The sequence below is a fragment of the Kitasatospora sp. NPDC086009 genome (assembly GCF_044540385.1).
Lineage (GTDB): Bacteria > Actinomycetota > Actinomycetes > Streptomycetales > Streptomycetaceae > Kitasatospora.
In genome coordinates, this window is record NZ_JBITSA010000009.1 from 101,019 (window position 1) to 117,577 (window position 16,559).

Genomic DNA, 16,559 nt, shown 5'->3' on the forward strand with positions numbered 1-16,559 from the left:
AGCGTGGACAAGAGGAACGCTTTGCGAGCCGGCGCGGTCACCGCAACGGTCACGCTGATGATGCTGCTGTCGTCGCCCGCCATGGCCCTCTCCCGGGACGACGGCGACGACCCGGGTAGCGGCCTGAGCGTCGCCCAGACCCTCGGCCTGTACGTGCTGCTGCCGATCGTGGCCTTCGTGGTCATCGCCGGCCTCGCCGGGCTGCCGTACGGCAGCAAGGACAAGAAGAAGTAACCGAGGGCTTCCACCCGAGCCTGGTACAACGCCCGAGGGGGCGCCGGACATCGTCCGGCGCCCCCTCGGGCGTCAGTGGGGTCCCGGGGCTCGGCCCCGGGACCCCGACCGGCTCAGTGCCCCGGTACCCGGGCGCCCGCCGCCCGGTCGGCGGCCTGCGCCTTGATGGCGCGCTCGACCCCGGCGCGCTGCTCGATCACCCGGCGACGCAGCGCCGGCGCCGGCTCGGCCGTGCTCAGCCAGGCGTCGGTGGCGTCCAGCGTGGCCTGCTCGACCTGCAGCGACGGGTACAGCCCCACGATGATCAGCATCGCGATCTCGTGGCTGCGGCTCTCCCAGATGCCCTTGAGCGCCGCGAAGTACTTCGCGCCGTAGGGCGCCAGCAGCTCGCGCTGGTCGGCCTGCTGGAAGCCGGCGATCACCGCGTCCTGGACGTAGTTGGTGAGCTTGTCCGACTCCATCACCGAGGCCCAGGCCGCGGCCTTGGCCTCGGCGGTCGGCACGGCGGCGCGGCAGCTGGCGGCGTGCTCCTGGCCGGCCGCGGTGTTGTCGCGGGCCAGCTCGGCCGCGATGGCGGCCTCGTCGGCGCGGCCGGTGGCGGCCAGCCGGCCGAGCAGCGTCCAGCGCAGCTCGGTGTCCACGGCCAGGCCCTTGATCTCGACCGAGCCGTCCAGCAGCGCGGCGAGCAGGTCCAGCTGCCCCTCGCTGCGGGCGACGGCGGCCAGCGCGCGGGCCCAGGCCAGCTGGTGGTCGCTGCCGGGCTGGGCGGCGCGCAGCTGCTCCTCGGCGGCCTCGGCCCAGCGGGCGAGACCCTGCTCGCTCCACGCCGGGTCGGTGTAGGCGTCGAGGGCGAGCTTGACCTGGCGGTGCACCGACTGGACGACGCCGATGTCGGACTCCCGGCGCAGGCCCGAGACGGCCAGCTCCAGGTAGTCGCGGGCGGCCATCTCGCCGTCGCGGGTCATGTCCCAGGCGGAGGCCCAGCACAGGGCGCGCGGCAGCGAGTCGGTGAAGCCGCCGAGGTGCTCGGTGACGACGGCCAGCGAGTCCTCGTCCAGGCGGACCTTGGCGTAGGAGAGGTCGTCGTCGTTGAGCAGGATCACGGCCGGGCGGTGCCGGCCGACCAGCTCGGGGACCTCGGTGCGCGGACCGTCGACGTCCAGCTCGATCCGGTCGGTGCGCACCAGCGCGCCGTCGGCCAGCTCGTAGAGGCCGATGGCGATCCGGTGCGGGCGCAGGACGGCCTCGCCCTTGGCACCGGCCGGCAGCGCGGGGGCCTCCTGCAGCACGGCGAAGGACTCGATCTCGCCGTCGGTGTTGAGGGTGAGGGCCGGGCGCAGCACGTTGATGCCTGCCGTCTCCAGCCACGCCTTGGACCAGGCCTTGAGGTCGCGCCCGCTGGCCTCCTCCAGTGCGCCGAGCAGGTCGGCCAGGCGGGTGTTGCCCCAGGCGTGCCGCTTGAAGTAGGCCTGCACGCCCTGGAAGAAGGCGTCCTGGCCGACGTACGCCACCAGCTGCTTGAGGACCGAGGCGCCCTTGGCGTAGGTGATGCCGTCGAAGTTGACCTGGACGTCCTCCAGGTCGTTGATGTCGGCCATGATCGGGTGGGTGGACGGCAGCTGGTCCTGCCGGTACGCCCAGGTCTTCATCTGGTTGGCGAAGGTGGTCCAGGAGTGCGGCCACTTCGAACCGGGGGCCTCGGCCTGGCAGACGGCCTCGGCGAAGGTCGCGAACGACTCGTTCAGCCAGAGGTCGTTCCACCACTCCATGGTGACGAGGTCGCCGAACCACATGTGGGCGAGCTCGTGCAGGATGGTCGCGGCCCGCGCCTCGTACGCGGCGTCGGTCACCTTGGAGCGGAACACGTACTGGTCCCGCAGGGTGACGGCGCCCGCGTTCTCCATCGCGCCGGCGTTGAACTCCGGGACGAACAGCTGGTCGTACTTGGCGAACGGGTAGGGGAAGTCGAACTTCTCCTGGAAGTAGTCGAAGCCCTGCTTGGTGACCTCGAAGATCGCCTCGGCGTCCAGGAACTCACGCAGCGACGGGCGGCAGTACACGCCCAGCGGGACCTTCTGGTCGCCGTTCTCGTAGCTGTCGAAGACCCCGACGTACGGGCCGGCGACCAGTGCCGTGATGTAGGAGGAGATCCGGCCGGTGGGCTCGAACGTCCAGACCTGGCTGTCGCCCTCGCCGACCGGGGTCGGGGTGGGCGAGTTGGAGACCACGACCCAGCCGGTGGGCGCGGTCACCGTGAAGGCGAACGTGGCCTTGAGGTCGGGCTGCTCGAAGGTGGCGAAGACGCGGCGGGCGTCCGGCACCTCGAACTGGGTGTACAGGTAGGTCTCGTCGTCGACCGGGTCGACGAACCGGTGCAGGCCCTCACCGGTGTTGGTGTAGGCGCAGTCGGCGACGATCCGCAGCTCGTTCTCGGCGGCCAGGTTCGGCAGCGTGATCCGGCTGTCGGAGAAGTTGGCGTTGTCGAGCCGCTCGCCGTTGAGGGTGATCTCCTCGACGCTCGGCGCCACGAGGTCGATGAAGGAGGACGCGCCGGGGGTGTTGGCGCTGAACCGGACCACGGTGGTGGACCGGAAGGTGCCTCCCTCCCGGGCCGAGCTCAGGTCGAGCTCGATGTCGTACGCGTCCACGTGCAGGAGGTCGGCCCGGGTACGGGCCTCCTCACGGGTGAGGTTGGTGCCGGGCACTCGCAGGACTCCTTCGTCAGGCTGATGCTTCGCATCCTCCCATGCCCGGCGCGCGGCGCCCGGGGAAATGTTCGAGGGCGGGGCGGAACAGGCGGGTTGGCCTGTTCCGCCCCGCCCTCGACCGGGTCGGGCACCGGGGCGCTACGCCCCCGGCGTCACTTCTTCGCGTACTTGACCACGGGCGCGTCCGAGCCCGCGCTGCGGGCGAAGCCGTACAGCGAACCGTCCGACTGCAGCACGTACTCGGTGGTGCTGGAGCCGATGAAGTCGGAGTTCTTCTGGCTGGTGATGGTGCCGAGTTCGGTCACCGCGCCGTCGGTCGGCGCGAGCGTGACGATCTTGGCACCCTTGCCGTAGCCCATGTCCAGCACGGCCCGGACCTTGCCGTCCTTGTCGGTACCGGAGACCAGCCGGATGCCGTCGTTGGTGCCGCCGGTGGACGACCAGAGCCGCTTGCCGGTCGTCAGGTCGTAGGCGTTGACGGCGGGCTTGCTCGGGTTGGTCTGGACGTACAGCGTGGTGCCGCTGACGACGTTCTGGGTGAACGCGTCCGCCTGGCCGGAGAGCCGCAGGCTGTCCGCCCCGGGCTCCTTGACCGACATCGGGGTCATCGGCTTGTTGCTCTTGTCGAACGGCAGGATGTAGTCGCCGTTCGGACCGCTGGTCACCAGCAGCACCAGCGGCTGGTCCGAGACGACCTTGTCGATGCGCTCGATGCTGCCGGTGAACGGGACCGGCGCGGGGCTGGTGGTCTTGCCGGTGTCGGTGTCGACCAGCACCAGCTGCGACTTGGGGTTGGCATTGGAGCCGTAGCAGCGGTCGCTCACCGCGATCTGGGTGCCGGCGACCTTGCCGTAGACGTTGCAGTCCTTGTCACGGGGCTGGAACTGCCAGACCGGCGAGCCGTCGGCGATGTTCACCGCGCCGGCCACGTTGCCGCCGATGCCGATGACCTTCTCGGTGACGGTCAGGGTGGGCGAGGACATCCGCTCGGTGCTGACCTTGGCCGACCAGAGCAGCTTGCCGGTGCTGATGTCGACCGCGCCGACGGTGGAGCAGTCGCTGTCACCGGTGTTGAGCGCGACGGCGGCGATGTGCTTCGAGTTCACCCCGTACGAGACGGCGCAGAACTCCTTGCTGCCGGCCGGCGGCGCGAGCGTCCACAGCTCCTTGCCGTCGGCCGAGTTGAGCGCGCGGATGCCGTAGCTGTCGGCGCGCACCACGGCCTTGTCGGCGCCCCAGATGCCGAGCAGCTGCGAGCCGCTGGCCGCGTTGGCCGGCTTGGCGGCGGTCCAGGCGAGGCTGTAGGAGCCCGCCTTGCCGCCGCTGCCGCCGCCGGTGCCCGCGGAGGGGTCGGTGGTCGAGCTGTCGGTGGTGCCGCCCGTGCTGCTGGTGCCGCCGTCCGCGGACGGGGTGTCCGGGTCCTTCTTGTTCTCGGTGAACAGCACGACCAGACCGGCGACGATGGCGATCGCCAGCACACCGCCGATGATGCCGCCCCAGACCATCACCGGGTTGCGCCGCTTGGGCGGCGCCGGCACCGGCGCGCCGGGGAAGGCGTACCCGGGCTGCTGCTGCGGGTAGCCGTACCCGGCTCCGCCGTCGGCCGGCGGCGGGGCGGTGTAGCCGTACTGCTGGCCGGCGTTGGGGGCCGGGAACGGGGGCTGGGCCGGGTTGTACGGGCCGGCCGGCGCGGCGCCGGGCGGCGGCGGGGCGCCCTGGGCGGGGAAGGCGGCGGCGGTGGGCGCGTAGGCGTACTCGCTGCCCGGGGCCGGCGGCTGCCCGGGTGCGGCGCCCGGCGCGGCCGGTCCGCCCTGCCCGGGGACCGGAGCCCCGTCGAGCTGTGTCATCTGGTTCGCCACGGCGGCCGGGTCCACGCCTCCCGGCGTGCGGCCGAGCGAGACGCCCCGATTGTCCTGCGGTCCGGTACCGGGTGTGTCGCCTGCCCCCGGCGTAGGGTGATCCCCTGCCATCTGATGCCCCGTCATGTCTGGAAGCGCCCCCCGGCCGGTCACGTCCGTGGCCGGTGGGACGGGTGAGAATGGGCACCATGGTACGGGTGGGCGGTTTTCGGCCGGTCGCAGGAGCCCGGCAGGCCGCGCGTCGCGGCTCTGAGCTGGGGCCCCGTCCCCGGCGCCCGGCCCCCCGGCGGTACCCCGCACGGCGCCCGGTGGCACACCGCCCGGCGCCGTGCGAGGCCCCCGAAGCAGTCCACCGGGACCACCTTCCCCACCCCTTCCCCACTCCGCCACCGCGGTAGCCGCGCCACCCGACGCCGTCAGGCCCTAGGCTTCAGGAGTTGAAGGGATCGCCCGGCGGAGGGGTTCCCTCGCCCTTGGAAGGGTGGATCATGGCGACGGACACACCGGGTTCGCAGTCCTCACTGCACCGGGCCAACCTGGAGCGGGTGCTGCGCGCGGTACGGATGGCCGGCTCGCTGACCCAGGCCGAGATCGCCCGCGCCACCGGCCTCTCGGCGGCGACCGTGTCCAACATCGTCCGGGAGCTCAAGGAGAGCGGCACCGTCGTGGTCGCCGACACCTCCTCCGGCGGCCGCCGCGCCCGCAGCGTCTCGCTCAGCGGCGACGCCGGCATCGTGGTGGGGATCGATTTCGGCCACACCCACCTCCGGGTCGCCGTCGGCAACCTCGCGCACCGGGTGCTCGCCGAGGAGAGCGAGCCGATCGACGTCGACGTCTCCGCGGCCCAGGGCTTCGACCGCGCCGAGGCGCTGGTGGACCGGCTGCTCCAGGAGGCCGGCTTCCGCCCGGACAAGGTGATCGGCGTCGGCCTCGGCGTCCCCGGCCCGATCGACGTGGAGACCGGCGCGCTGGGCTCCACCGCGATCCTGCCCGGCTGGACGGGCATCGCCCCCGGCCGGGAGCTGGCCGAGCGGCTCGGCATGCCGGTGCACGTGGACAACGACGCCAACCTGGGCGCGCTCGGCGAACTCGTCTGGGGCGCCGGCCGCGGTCTGAGCGACCTCGCCTACATCAAGGTGGCCAGCGGCGTCGGCGCGGGACTGGTGGTCAACGGGCAGATCTACCGCGGCCCGGGCGGCACCGCCGGTGAGATAGGGCACATCACGCTGGACGAGGCCGGTCCGGTCTGCCGCTGCGGCAACCGCGGCTGCCTGGAGACCTTCGTCGGCTCCCGCTACCTGCTCGGCCTGCTCTCCTCCACGCTCGGCCAGGACCTGAGCGTGCCCCGGGTGGTCGAGCTGGCCCACCAGGGCGACCTCGGCTGCCGCCGGGTGATCGCCGACGCCGGCCGGCAGATCGGCACCGGTGTCGCCACCCTCTGCAACCTGCTCAACCCGCGCCGGGTGATCCTCGGCGGGGACCTCGCCGACGCCGGTGAGCTGGTGCTCGGCCCGATCCGCGACTCGGTGGCCCGCTACGCCATCCCCAGCGCGGCCCGCCAGCTCTCGGTCGTCCCGGGCACCCTGGGCGGCCGGGCCGAGGTGCTCGGCGCGCTCGCCCTGGTGATGAGCGAGATGGACGACTCCAGCCCGATCGGGCGGTCCGTACAGGCGTCCGTCGCCCGGCCGTGAGTGCCGGCCGGTCCGCGGCGGTCCGACCGTCCGTGTCCGGCGCCGACCGGGTCTGCCGCCCTTCGACCGTCCGTGCCCGCCCCCGGACCCTCCGTGGCCGCGGCGCGCCGTGAACGGCGAGTACGGGCCGCCGGCACCGGGCACCCCGCTCGGTGTCCGGTAGGCGGACATTAGACTCGACCGGTCGGCGCACCGCCGAGACCGATCGGCGCGACGGCACACGGGCAGCGAGGCCCGTCGGACCGCCCGCGGTCCGCGACTTTGAACGAGGAGGAACGGGTGGCCCTGCTGACCCGCATTCGGGGACCGCGCGATCTCGACCGGCTCACGCCCGGACAGCTGGCCGCGCTGGCCCAGGAGATCCGGACCTTCCTGGTGACGGAGGTCTCCAAGACGGGCGGCCACCTCGGGCCCAACCTCGGCGTCGTGGAGCTGACCGTCGCGCTGCACCGGGTCTTCGACTCGCCGCGCGACCGCATCCTCTTCGACACCGGCCACCAGAGCTACGTCCACAAGCTGCTCACCGGCCGCCAGGACTTCTCCCGGCTGCGGATGAAGGACGGCCTCTCCGGCTACCCGTCCCGCGCCGAGTCCGAGCACGACGTCATCGAGAACTCGCACGCCTCGACCGTGCTCTCCTACGCCGACGGCCTGGCCAAGGCCAACCAGCTCCAGGGGAAGAAGGACCCGGTCGTCGCCGTGATCGGCGACGGCGCCCTCACCGGCGGCATGGCCTGGGAGGCGCTCAACAACATCGCCGACTCCAAGGACCGTCCGCTGGTCATCGTCGTCAACGACAACGAGCGGTCCTACTCCCCGACCATCGGCGGGATGGCGAACCACCTGGCCACGCTGCGCACCACCCAGGGCTACGAGCGCTTCCTCTCCTGGGGCAAGGACGCCCTGCAGCGCACCCCGGTGGTCGGCCAGCAGCTCTTCGAGACGCTGCACGGCGCCAAGAAGGGCCTCAAGGACTTCATCGCCCCGCAGGGCATGTTCGAGGACCTCGGCCTCAAGTACATCGGCCCGATCGACGGCCACGACCTCACCGCCCTGGAGTCCGCGCTCACCAAGGCGCGCGGCTTCGGCGGCCCGGTGATCGTGCACTGCCTCACCGAGAAGGGCCGCGGCTACCACGCCGCCGAGAACAACGAGGAGGACCGCTTCCACGCGGTCGGCGTGATCCACCCGGAGACCGGCCTGCCGATCAAGAGCGCCGGCAAGGACTGGACGTCCGTCTTCGGCGAGGAGATGGTCGCGCTCGGCCGCGAGCGCGAGGACATCGTCGGCATCACCGCCGCGATGCTCCACCCGGTCGGCCTGGCCCCGTTCGCCAAGGCCTTCCCGGACCGGATCTTCGACGTCGGCATCGCCGAGCAGCACGCCGTGACCAGCGCGGCCGGCATGGCCACCAACGGCCTGCACCCGGTGTTCGCGGTCTACGCGACCTTCCTCAACCGGGCCTTCGACCAGGTCCTGATGGATGTGGCGCTGCACCGGCTGGGCGTCACCTTCGTGCTGGACCGGGCCGGTGTCACCGGCACCGACGGCGCCTCGCACAACGGCATGTGGGACATGTCGATCCTCCAGGTCGTCCCCGGTCTGCGGCTCGCCGCCCCGCGCGACGCCGACCAGCTGCGCGCCCAGCTGCGCGAGGCCGTGGAGGTGGAGGACGCCCCGACCGTGGTCCGCTACTCCAAGGGCACGGTCGGCCCGGCCGTCCCCGCGGTCGGCCGGATCGGCGGCATGGACGTGCTGCGCGCCCCCGAGGCCCCGGCCGAGGAGCGCCGCGCCGACGTGCTGATCGTCTCGGTCGGCGCGATGGCCGCGACGAGCCTGGAGGTCGCCGACCTGCTGGCGGCCGAGGGCGTCACCGCCACCGTGGTGGACCCGCGCTGGGTCAAGCCGGTGGACCGCGCCTTGCCGGGCCTGGCCGCCGAGCACCGCGCGGTCGTCACGATCGAGGACAACGGCCGCGTCGGCGGTGTGGGCGCCGCCGTGGCGCAGGCGCTGCGCGACGCCGAGGTGGACGTCCCGGTGCGCGACTTCGGCATCCCGCAGGAGTTCCTGGACCACGCCTCGCGGCCCGAGATCCTCGCCGAGATCGGTCTCACCGCCCCGGACATCGCCCGCAAGGTGACGGCCCTGGTCTCCCGGCTGGACGTGGCGGCCGTCCGGGCCTGAGCCGCCCGGTCCGCGGCCGTTTGCCACAACTGGGCAACAGTTCGTCGCAAGACAGGCTGATAATCGCACCGAAAGGCGGGACCGGCGCTGCCCGCGCCGATCCCGCCCGGTAGGTTGTCATCCGTGCCGACCCCCACCCGCCCCCGCCTCGTCGGGCTTGCCGAGCGCCTGCCCGACCGCGTCCGCCAGGGTTACTGGACGAGGCTGGTGCCGGTGCTGGCCCTGGTCGCGCTCGCCACCCACATCCCCTCCTTCGTCCGGCCGGTCTGGAGCCCCGACGAGGGGTTCCTGGCCACCCAGGCCCGGATGCTGGCGGACGGCGGCGTCCTCTACGACACCGTGGTCGACCGCAAGCCGCCGCTGCTGCCCTGGCTCTACCAGGCCTGCTTCGCCGTCTTCGGCTCCGCCTCGCTCTGGCCGCTGCGCACCCTGGCGGTGGTCGCCCACCTGGTCACCGCGATCCTGCTGGCCTCGATCGCCCGCGGCCGCTGGGGCAACCGGGCGGGCGCCGGGGCGGGTCTGCTCTACCTGCTGGTCTCCATCGGGCTCTCCCCGGAGGACACCCAGGCGGCGACCTTCGAGGTCTTCATGCTGCCCGCCATGGTGGCCGCCTTCCGGTACGCCGAGCGCCGCCGCTGGCTGGCCGCCGGCATCGCGGTGGCACTCTGCTCGCTGACCAAGCAGACCGGCGGCGCCGTCCTGCTGCCGGTGCTCTGGATGCTGTTCCAGGACGCCCGCCGGCGCGGGGTCCGCTGGCCGCCCGCCCTGTTCAAGATCGGATTCGGCTTCACCCTGCCGATAGCGCTGGTCGCGGTGATCCTCACCAAACCCAAGGGCTTCCTGTTCTGGGTGGTCACCGGCAGCGGGGACTACGCCTCGGTGGGCGGCGCCTGGCTGCAGATGGCCGGCCGCGCGCTGGGCAACTCGGCGATCCTGGTCGGCGCCGGCCTGGGCTTCCTGCTGCCGGTCGGCCGCCGGCTCTGGCTGAAGCACCGCCACCGCCCGCTGCCGGTCGCCGGGGAGGAGCACGGCTCCACCACCGACCTCTGGGTCTGGCTGCTCTCCTCGGTGGTCGCGGTCAGCGTCGGGTTCCACTTCTTCGGCCACTACTACCTGCAGCTGATGCCCCCGCTGGTGCTGCTGGGCACCGGCGCGGTCGCCACCTCGGCGATCCGCTGGAAACCGGTCCTGGTGTACACCACGGCCGCCGCCACGGTGTTCTGGGGCCTCGCGCTGGCCTGGCCGGGGGAGCGGCTCACCCGGACCACCGAGGTGGCCACCGCGGTCGCCGCGCAGAGCAAGCCGCAGGACACCGTGCTGGTCTGGGGCATGCACCCGGAGCTGTACTGGCTGGCCGACCGCAAGCCGGCCACCCGCTACCTGACCGCGGGCTTCCTGACCAACTTCAGCGGCGGCAAGGACGGCAACGCCAACGTCGGCGAGCAGTTCAGCGTCAGCAACGCCTGGCAGACCTTCGACCGGGAGATCGCCAAGGGCCTGCCCGAGATCGTCGTGGACGACTCCGGCCTGGCGCCCTACCAGCCCGGCATGATCCCGAAGATCGAGAACCTGCTGGACACCCACTACGAGATGGTCGGCGTCTTCGCCGACACCGTGGTCTACCGCCTCAAGCGCTGACCGCGCCCGGCGCGCGACAGGGCCCTCGCGTCCGCGCCCCGGGCTCCCCGGGCCCCGCCCCGCCGAGAGTGCCCGCCGCGCCCCACCGCCCCCGCCACGACGCGCGGGAGCCCCGGTGACCCTGAGGTCACCGGGGCTCCCGCGTCGTACGGGGCCTACGCCTTAGGCGGGCACCGAGGCCACGCCGGGGGCGAGGAACCGCTTGCCGTTTACCCGCTCCGAGACGCCCTCACGGTCCAGGTACGGGGTGATCCCGCCCAGGTGGAAGGGCCAGCCGGCGCCGGTGATCATGCAGAGGTCGATGTCCTGCGCCTCGGCGACGACACCCTCCTCCAGCATCAGGCCGATCTCCTGCGCGACGGCCTCCAGAGCGCGGTTCAGCACCTGCTCCTCGGTCAGCACGGTGTCGCCGAAGGTGAGCAGCTCCAGCACCTCGGGGTCGAGCACCTGCTTGCCGTCGACCCAGGTGTAGAAGCCGCGCTTGCCGGCCTTGACCACCCGGCCGAGGTTCTCGGAGACGGTGAACCGCTCCGGGAAGGCGCCGCGCAGCGTCTCCGAGACGTGCAGCGCGATGGCCGGGCCGACCAGCTCCAGCAGCACGATCGGGGACATCGGCAGGCCGAGCGGCTCGACGCCCTTCTCGACCGTGGCGATCGGGGTGCCCTCGTCGATGATGTCCTGGATCTCGCCCATGAAGCGGGTCAGGATCCGGTTCACCACGAACGCCGGGGCGTCCTTGACCAGCACCGAGGTCTTCTTCAGCTTCTTCGAGACGCCGAAGGCGGTGGCCAGCGCGGCGTCGTCGGTCTGCTCGCCGCGGACGATCTCCAGCAGCGGCAGGATCGCGACGGGGTTGAAGAAGTGGAAGCCGACGACCCGCTCGGGGTGCTTCAGCTTCGAGGCCATCTCGGTGACCGAGAGGGAGGAGGTGTTGGTCGCCAGCACGCAGGTCGGCGAGACCACGTTCTCCAGGTCCGCGAAGACGTTCTGCTTGACGCCCATCTCCTCGAACACGGCCTCGATCACGAAGTCCGCGTCGGCGAAGCCGGCGGCCTTGTCGAGCGAGCCGGTGACCAGGCCCTTGAGCCGGTTGGCCTTGTCCTGGCCGATCCGGCCCTTGCCGAGCAGCTTGTCGATCTCGGCGTGGACGTAGCCGACGCCCTTGTCGATGCGCTCCTGGTCGATGTCGGTGAGGACCACCGGCACCTCCATCCGGCGGGCGAACAGCAGCGCCAGCTGCGAGGCCATCAGACCGGCGCCCACGACGCCGACCTTGGTGACCGGGCGGGCCAGCGACTTGTCCGGCGCACCGAACGGACGCTTCGCCCGGCGCTGCACCAGGTTGAAGGCGTAGATGCCGCTGCGCAGCTCGCCGCTCATGATGAGGTCGGCCAGCGCCGCGTCCTCGGCGTCGAAGCCGGCCTGCAGGTCGGCGTCCTTGACCTGCTGGATGATGTCCAGCGCCTTGTAGGCGGCCGGGGCCGCGCCGTGCACCTTGGAGTCGGCGACCAGTCGGCCCCAGGCGACGGCGTCGTCCCAGGCCTTGCCGCGGTCGATCGCCTCGCGCTCGACCACGACGTCGCCCGTGAGCACCTTGGCGGCCCAGAGCAGCGACTGCTCCAGGAAGTCGGCCGGCTCGAAGATCGCGTCGGCGATCCCCAGCTCGAACACGTCCTTGCCCTTGAGCTGCTTGTTCTGGCTCATCGAGTTCTCGATGATGACCTTGATCGCCTTCGAGGGGCCGATCAGGTTCGGCAGGATGGTGCAGCCGCCCCAGCCGGGGACGAGGCCCAGGAAGACCTCCGGCAGCGAGAACGCCGGAACGCCCGCGCTGACGGTGCGGTAGGTGGCGTGCAGGCCGACCTCGACGCCGCCGCCCATCGCCGCGCCGTTGTAGAAGGCGAAGGAGGGGACGGGCAGCGCGGCGATCCGCTTGAAGACCTCGTGGCCGCCCTTGCCGATGGCCAGCGCGTCCGCGTGCTCCTTGAGGATCTCGACGCCCTTGAGGTCGGCGCCGACCGCGAAGATGAACGGCTTGCCGGTGATCGCGACACCGACGATCGTGCCCGCGGCGGCCTCGGCCTCGACCTGGTCCAGCGCGGTGGACAGCTTCAGCAGCGAGCCCGGGCCGAAGGTGGTCGGCTTGGTGTGGTCGAAGCCGTTGTCCAGGGTGATCAGGGCCAGCCGGCCGGCCTGCAGCGGCAGGTCCAGGTGGCGGACGTGCGCGGTCGTGACGACCTCGCCGGGGAACAGCTCGGCGCCCTGCTGCAGCAGCTCAGTCGTGGTGCTCATGGTCACTTACCACCCTCGAAGTGCGGGTTCTCCCAGATGATGGTGCCGCCCATGCCGAAGCCGATGCACATCGTGGTGAGGCCGTAACGGACGTCCGGGCGCTGCTCGAAGCGGCGGGCCAGCTGGTTCATCAGGCGCACGCCCGAGGAGGCCAGCGGGTGGCCGAAGGCGATCGCACCGCCGAACGGGTTGACCCGCTCGTCGTCGTCCGCGATGCCGTAGTGGTCCAGGAAGGCCAGCACCTGGACGGCGAAGGCCTCGTTGACCTCGAAGGCCTGGATGTCGTCGATGGTCAGACCGGCCTTGGCCAGCGCCTTCTCGGTGGCCGGCACCGGGCCGATGCCCATCACCTCGGGCTCGACGCCCGCGAAGGCGAACGAGACCAGGCGCATCTTGACCGGCAGGCCGAGCTCCTCGGCGACGTCCTCGGCGGCCAGCAGCGACGCGGTGGCGCCGTCGTTCAGACCGGCCGAGTTGCCCGCGGTGATGTTGCCGTGCGGGCGGAACGGGGTCTTCAGACCCGCCAGCGACTCCATCGTCGTGCCCGGGCGCATCGGCTCGTCCGTGGTCGACAGGCCCCAGCCGGTCTCGCCGACCTCGGGGTTGGAGTTGCGGACCGAGATCGGCACCAGGTCGGGCTGGATGTCGCCGTTGGCGTACGCCTTGGCGGCCTTCTCCTGCGAGCGCACGGCGTAGGCGTCGCAGCGCTCCTTGGTGATGTGCGGGAACCGGTCGTGCAGGTTCTCCGCGGTCATCCCCATGAACAGGGCGGACTCGTCGACGAGCTTCTCGGACACGAAGCGCGGGTTCGGGTCGACGCCCTCGCCCATCGGGTGACGGCCCATGTGCTCGACGCCGCCGGCCACGACCACGTCGTACGCGCCGAAGGCGATGCCGCCGGCGGTCGTGGTCACGGCGGTCAGCGCGCCCGCACACATGCGGTCGATGGCGTAACCGGGAACGGACTTCGGCAGGCCGGACAGCAGGGCCGCGGTGCGGCCGATGGTCAGACCCTGGTCGCCGATCTGCGTGGTGGCCGCGATGGCGACCTCGTCGATCCGCTCGACGGGCAGGTTCGGGTTACGGCGCACGAGCTCCCGGATGCACTTGACGACGAGGTCGTCGGCGCGCGTCTCGTGGTAGATGCCCTTCGGGCCGGCCTTGCCGAACGGGGTGCGGACGCCATCGACGAAGACGACGTCCCTCGCGGTACGAGGCACGGGGGCTCTCCTCCCAGGGACCAACAGGTTGAGGTGGGCAGGCTGCCGCCGTCCGTCGCACGGGGGCACGTGAGCGGCGCTGCTTCACCGTCATGCTACCCGCCGGTAACCAACCTGCCCAGGCCCGACGGCCGGTTCACCCCGTGTGTCCCCCGACACGTCCTCCCGGCGGAGCCCGGGAGCGGTGGCGCCGGGGCGCGCGGGCGGCCGCCCGGACACGACGGAGGGGATGCCGTCGCACGACGGCATCCCCTCCGCCGCGGCAGCGTTCCGCCGCTGTCACGGTCTCCGGTCCGGCCCGCGGGCTACTCCGGCTCGACCTCCGCGGCCTTGACGAAGGCCGCGGCCACGACCGGTGCCACCAGGTCGACCTGCCACTGCCGGGCGCCCAGCCGGCGCAGCGCGGCGGCCACGCCGACCGCGCTCGGGTCGGCCGGCGGCTCCCAGGAGACCCGGCGGACGAGGTCCGGCGTGATCAGGTTCTCGGCCGGCAGGTTGCGCGCCTCGGCCAGCTCGCTCACCGCGGCCCGGGCCCCGGACAGCCGGGCGGCCGCGACCGGGTCCTTCTCGGCCCAGGCGCGCGGCGGCGGCGGGCCGTCGTGCGGGGCGGCGGCCGGCGGCAGCTGGTTCTCCGGGACCTCCCGGCCCCGCTGGACGGCGGCCAGCCACTGCTCCAGCTGGCGGCGGTGGACCCGCGGCCCGAAGCCCTGGACGGCCTGCAGGGCGGCGATGTTCAGCGGCATGGCCAGCGCGGCGTTGACGATCGCCGCGTCCGAGAGCACCCGGCCGGGCGAGACGTCGCGCTCCTGCGCCAGCCGGTCCCGGGTCAGCCAGAGCTCGCGCACCACGGCGAGCTGGCGGCGCCGGCGGACCTTGTGCAGCTGCGAGGTGCGGCGCCAGGGGTCGGTGCGCGGGGCCGGGCGGGGTGCGGCGGCGATCGCCGCGAACTCCTCCAGCGCCCAGCCGAGCTTGCCCTGGGCGTCCAGCTCCTGTTCGAGTGCGTCCCGCAGCTCGACCAGCACCTCGACGTCCAGAGCGGCGTAGCGCAGCCACGGCTCGGGCAGCGGGCGGGTGGACCAGTCGACGGCGGAGTGCTCCTTGGCCAGGCTCAGCCCGAGCACGCTCTCGGTCATCGGTCCGAGGCCGACCCGGGCGAAGCCGGCGATCCGTCCGGCCAGCTCGGTGTCGAAGAGCCGCTGCGGCCGCATCCCGACCTCGGCCAGGCAGGGCAGGTCCTGGGTGGCGGCGTGCACCACCCATTCGGTGTCCGCGAGGGCGGCGCCGAGCCCGCTGAGGTCGGGGCAGGCGATCGGGTCGATCAGCGCGGTGCCGGCGCCCGCGCGGCGCAGCTGGATGAGGTACGCCCGTTGGCCGTAGCGGTAGCCGGAGGCTCGCTCGGCGTCCACGGCGACCGGTCCGGTGCCCGCTGCGAAGGCGGCGACGGTGGCGGCCAGCGCCTCCTCGTCCGCCACGACTGGCGGGATCCCCTCCTTCGGTTCGAGGAGCGGGACCGGGGCTGCTTCTTCTTGGGTGGCTGCTACGGCGTCGGTCACTCACCAAGGGTACGACGGACCTCGGGGCCAGGAGTGTTGTCGGACTGGTCAGACCGGGTCCGTGACTATGCCACCGGGCGGCCTGCGCCGTCCCCGCTCCCGTGGTCCGGGACCGGGGGCGGTCCGGAGCGGCCGCGGGGGCCGCGGTGACGCCGCCGCGGGGCCGTCCGGACGCCGCTGCGGCGGTCCTGGAGGAAACGTTCCTCCAGGACCGCCGCAGCGGCCCACCGATCGCTCAGTGGATGATGCCGGTGCGCAGCGCGACGGCGACCATCCCGGCCCGGTCACCGGTGCCCAGCTTGCGGGCGATCCGGGCCAGGTGGCTCTTCACGGTGAGCGCGGACAGGCCCATCGCGACGCCGATGGCCTTGTTGGACTGGCCCTCGGCGACCAGCCGCAGCACCTCGACCTCACGGCCGGAGAGCTCGCGGTAGGCGGACTGCTGGGTACCCGGCGCGCCCGGCGCACCGGGAGCTCCGGGGGCGCCCGGCGCACCGGCGGCACCGGGCATCCCCGGCATGCCGGGGCGGCGCATCCGGCCGGCCAGACCACCCGCGCCGAGCGGCAGGCCGGGGCGACCCGGCATGGCCACGTTGGTGCGGGTACCGGTGACCACGTAGCCCTTGACGCCGCCGGCCAGCGCACTGCGGACCGCGCCGATGTCGTCGGCGGCGGAGAGCGCGAGGCCGTTGGGCCAGCCCGCGGCGCGGGTCTCGGCCAGGATGGTCAGCCCGGAGCCGTCCGGGAGGTGGACGTCGGCGACGCAGATGTCGCGTGGGGTGGAGACCCGGGGGCGGGCCTCGGCGATCGAGGACACCTCGATCACGTCTCGGACGCCGAGCGCCCAGAGGTGGCGGGTGACGGTGTTTCGGACACGGGGGTCAGCGATGACCACCATGGCGGTGGGCTTGGTCGGCCGGTAGGCGACCACGTTTGCGGGGTGCTCAAGAAGGACCGACACCAGGCCTCCTGCGGGGAGTGGCGGACGGAACCCCGATGGGGCGGTCGGAGTGTTCCGCGTTTGGAAAGGGTCACAGTCTGCTTCGGCAGCTACCGTGCCCGGCTTTAGCGAAAGATCACGATCTAGTGAGTAACAATACGGACAAATCGCGCAGGTGACTGATGCGACATGCCTGGAATTCGTACAAAATAGATCAGAGTCGGCATGAATCGGTCACGT

Annotated in this window: 10 protein-coding genes; 4 read left to right on the plus strand and 6 right to left on the minus strand. The window is 72.5% G+C overall.

Features of this window, described 5'->3' with window-relative positions; genetic code table 11:
• Positions 1–3 precede the first annotated feature (3 nt).
• Complete coding sequence (locus tag ACIF6L_RS22120; RefSeq protein WP_380391966.1) at positions 4–234, plus strand: hypothetical protein; 231 nt, start codon at positions 4–6, stop codon at positions 232–234.
• A 113-nt stretch (positions 235–347) separates the two neighbouring features.
• On the opposite strand, the gene pepN is transcribed toward ACIF6L_RS22120, so the two are convergent.
• Together pepN and ACIF6L_RS22130 are read right to left on the minus strand one after the other, a co-directional pair.
• Complete coding sequence (gene pepN / locus ACIF6L_RS22125) at positions 348–2,939, minus strand: aminopeptidase N (protein ID WP_396489934.1); 2,592 nt, start codon at positions 2,937–2,939, stop codon at positions 348–350.
• A gap of 155 nt (positions 2,940–3,094) precedes the next feature.
• Positions 3,095–4,789: a PQQ-binding-like beta-propeller repeat protein gene (locus ACIF6L_RS22130; protein ID WP_396489936.1), complete on the minus strand. Its 1,695-nt coding sequence runs from the start codon at positions 4,787–4,789 to the stop codon at positions 3,095–3,097.
• Between the two features lie 500 nt (positions 4,790–5,289).
• Here ACIF6L_RS22130 and ACIF6L_RS22135 point away from each other — a divergent pair, with 500 nt between their 5' ends.
• The 3 genes from ACIF6L_RS22135 to ACIF6L_RS22145 all read left to right on the plus strand — a co-directional run bounded on the left by ACIF6L_RS22135 (position 5,290) and on the right by ACIF6L_RS22145 (position 10,314).
• Entirely contained in the window at positions 5,290–6,492 is a 1,203-nt protein-coding gene (locus ACIF6L_RS22135; protein WP_329489976.1) for an ROK family transcriptional regulator, read from the plus strand.
• Positions 6,493–6,771: 279 nt separating this feature from the next.
• Positions 6,772–8,676 (plus strand): 1-deoxy-D-xylulose-5-phosphate synthase, encoded by a 1,905-nt coding sequence (gene dxs, locus ACIF6L_RS22140; RefSeq protein ID WP_352288082.1) that lies wholly within the window; start codon positions 6,772–6,774, stop codon positions 8,674–8,676.
• Between the two features lie 123 nt (positions 8,677–8,799).
• Complete coding sequence (locus ACIF6L_RS22145) at positions 8,800–10,314, plus strand: glycosyltransferase family 39 protein (RefSeq protein ID WP_352288085.1); 1,515 nt, start codon at positions 8,800–8,802, stop codon at positions 10,312–10,314.
• A gap of 162 nt (positions 10,315–10,476) precedes the next feature.
• On the opposite strand, the gene ACIF6L_RS22150 is transcribed toward ACIF6L_RS22145, so the two are convergent.
• From ACIF6L_RS22150 to ACIF6L_RS22165, 4 genes are all read right to left on the minus strand, one after another.
• Positions 10,477–12,606 (minus strand): 3-hydroxyacyl-CoA dehydrogenase NAD-binding domain-containing protein, encoded by a 2,130-nt coding sequence (locus tag ACIF6L_RS22150; protein ID WP_359804445.1) that lies wholly within the window; start codon positions 12,604–12,606, stop codon positions 10,477–10,479.
• Between the two features lie 2 nt (positions 12,607–12,608).
• A complete protein-coding gene (locus ACIF6L_RS22155; RefSeq protein WP_329489980.1) occupies positions 12,609–13,826 on the minus strand; it encodes an acetyl-CoA C-acyltransferase in 1,218 nt (405 codons plus the stop codon).
• 305 nt (positions 13,827–14,131) lie between these two features.
• Positions 14,132–15,379: a ribonuclease D gene (locus ACIF6L_RS22160; protein ID WP_352288091.1), complete on the minus strand. Its 1,248-nt coding sequence runs from the start codon at positions 15,377–15,379 to the stop codon at positions 14,132–14,134.
• Positions 15,380–15,614: 235 nt separating this feature from the next.
• A complete protein-coding gene (locus tag ACIF6L_RS22165) occupies positions 15,615–16,340 on the minus strand; it encodes a response regulator transcription factor (protein ID WP_329489982.1) in 726 nt (241 codons plus the stop codon).
• Positions 16,341–16,559: the final 219 nt, after the last annotated feature.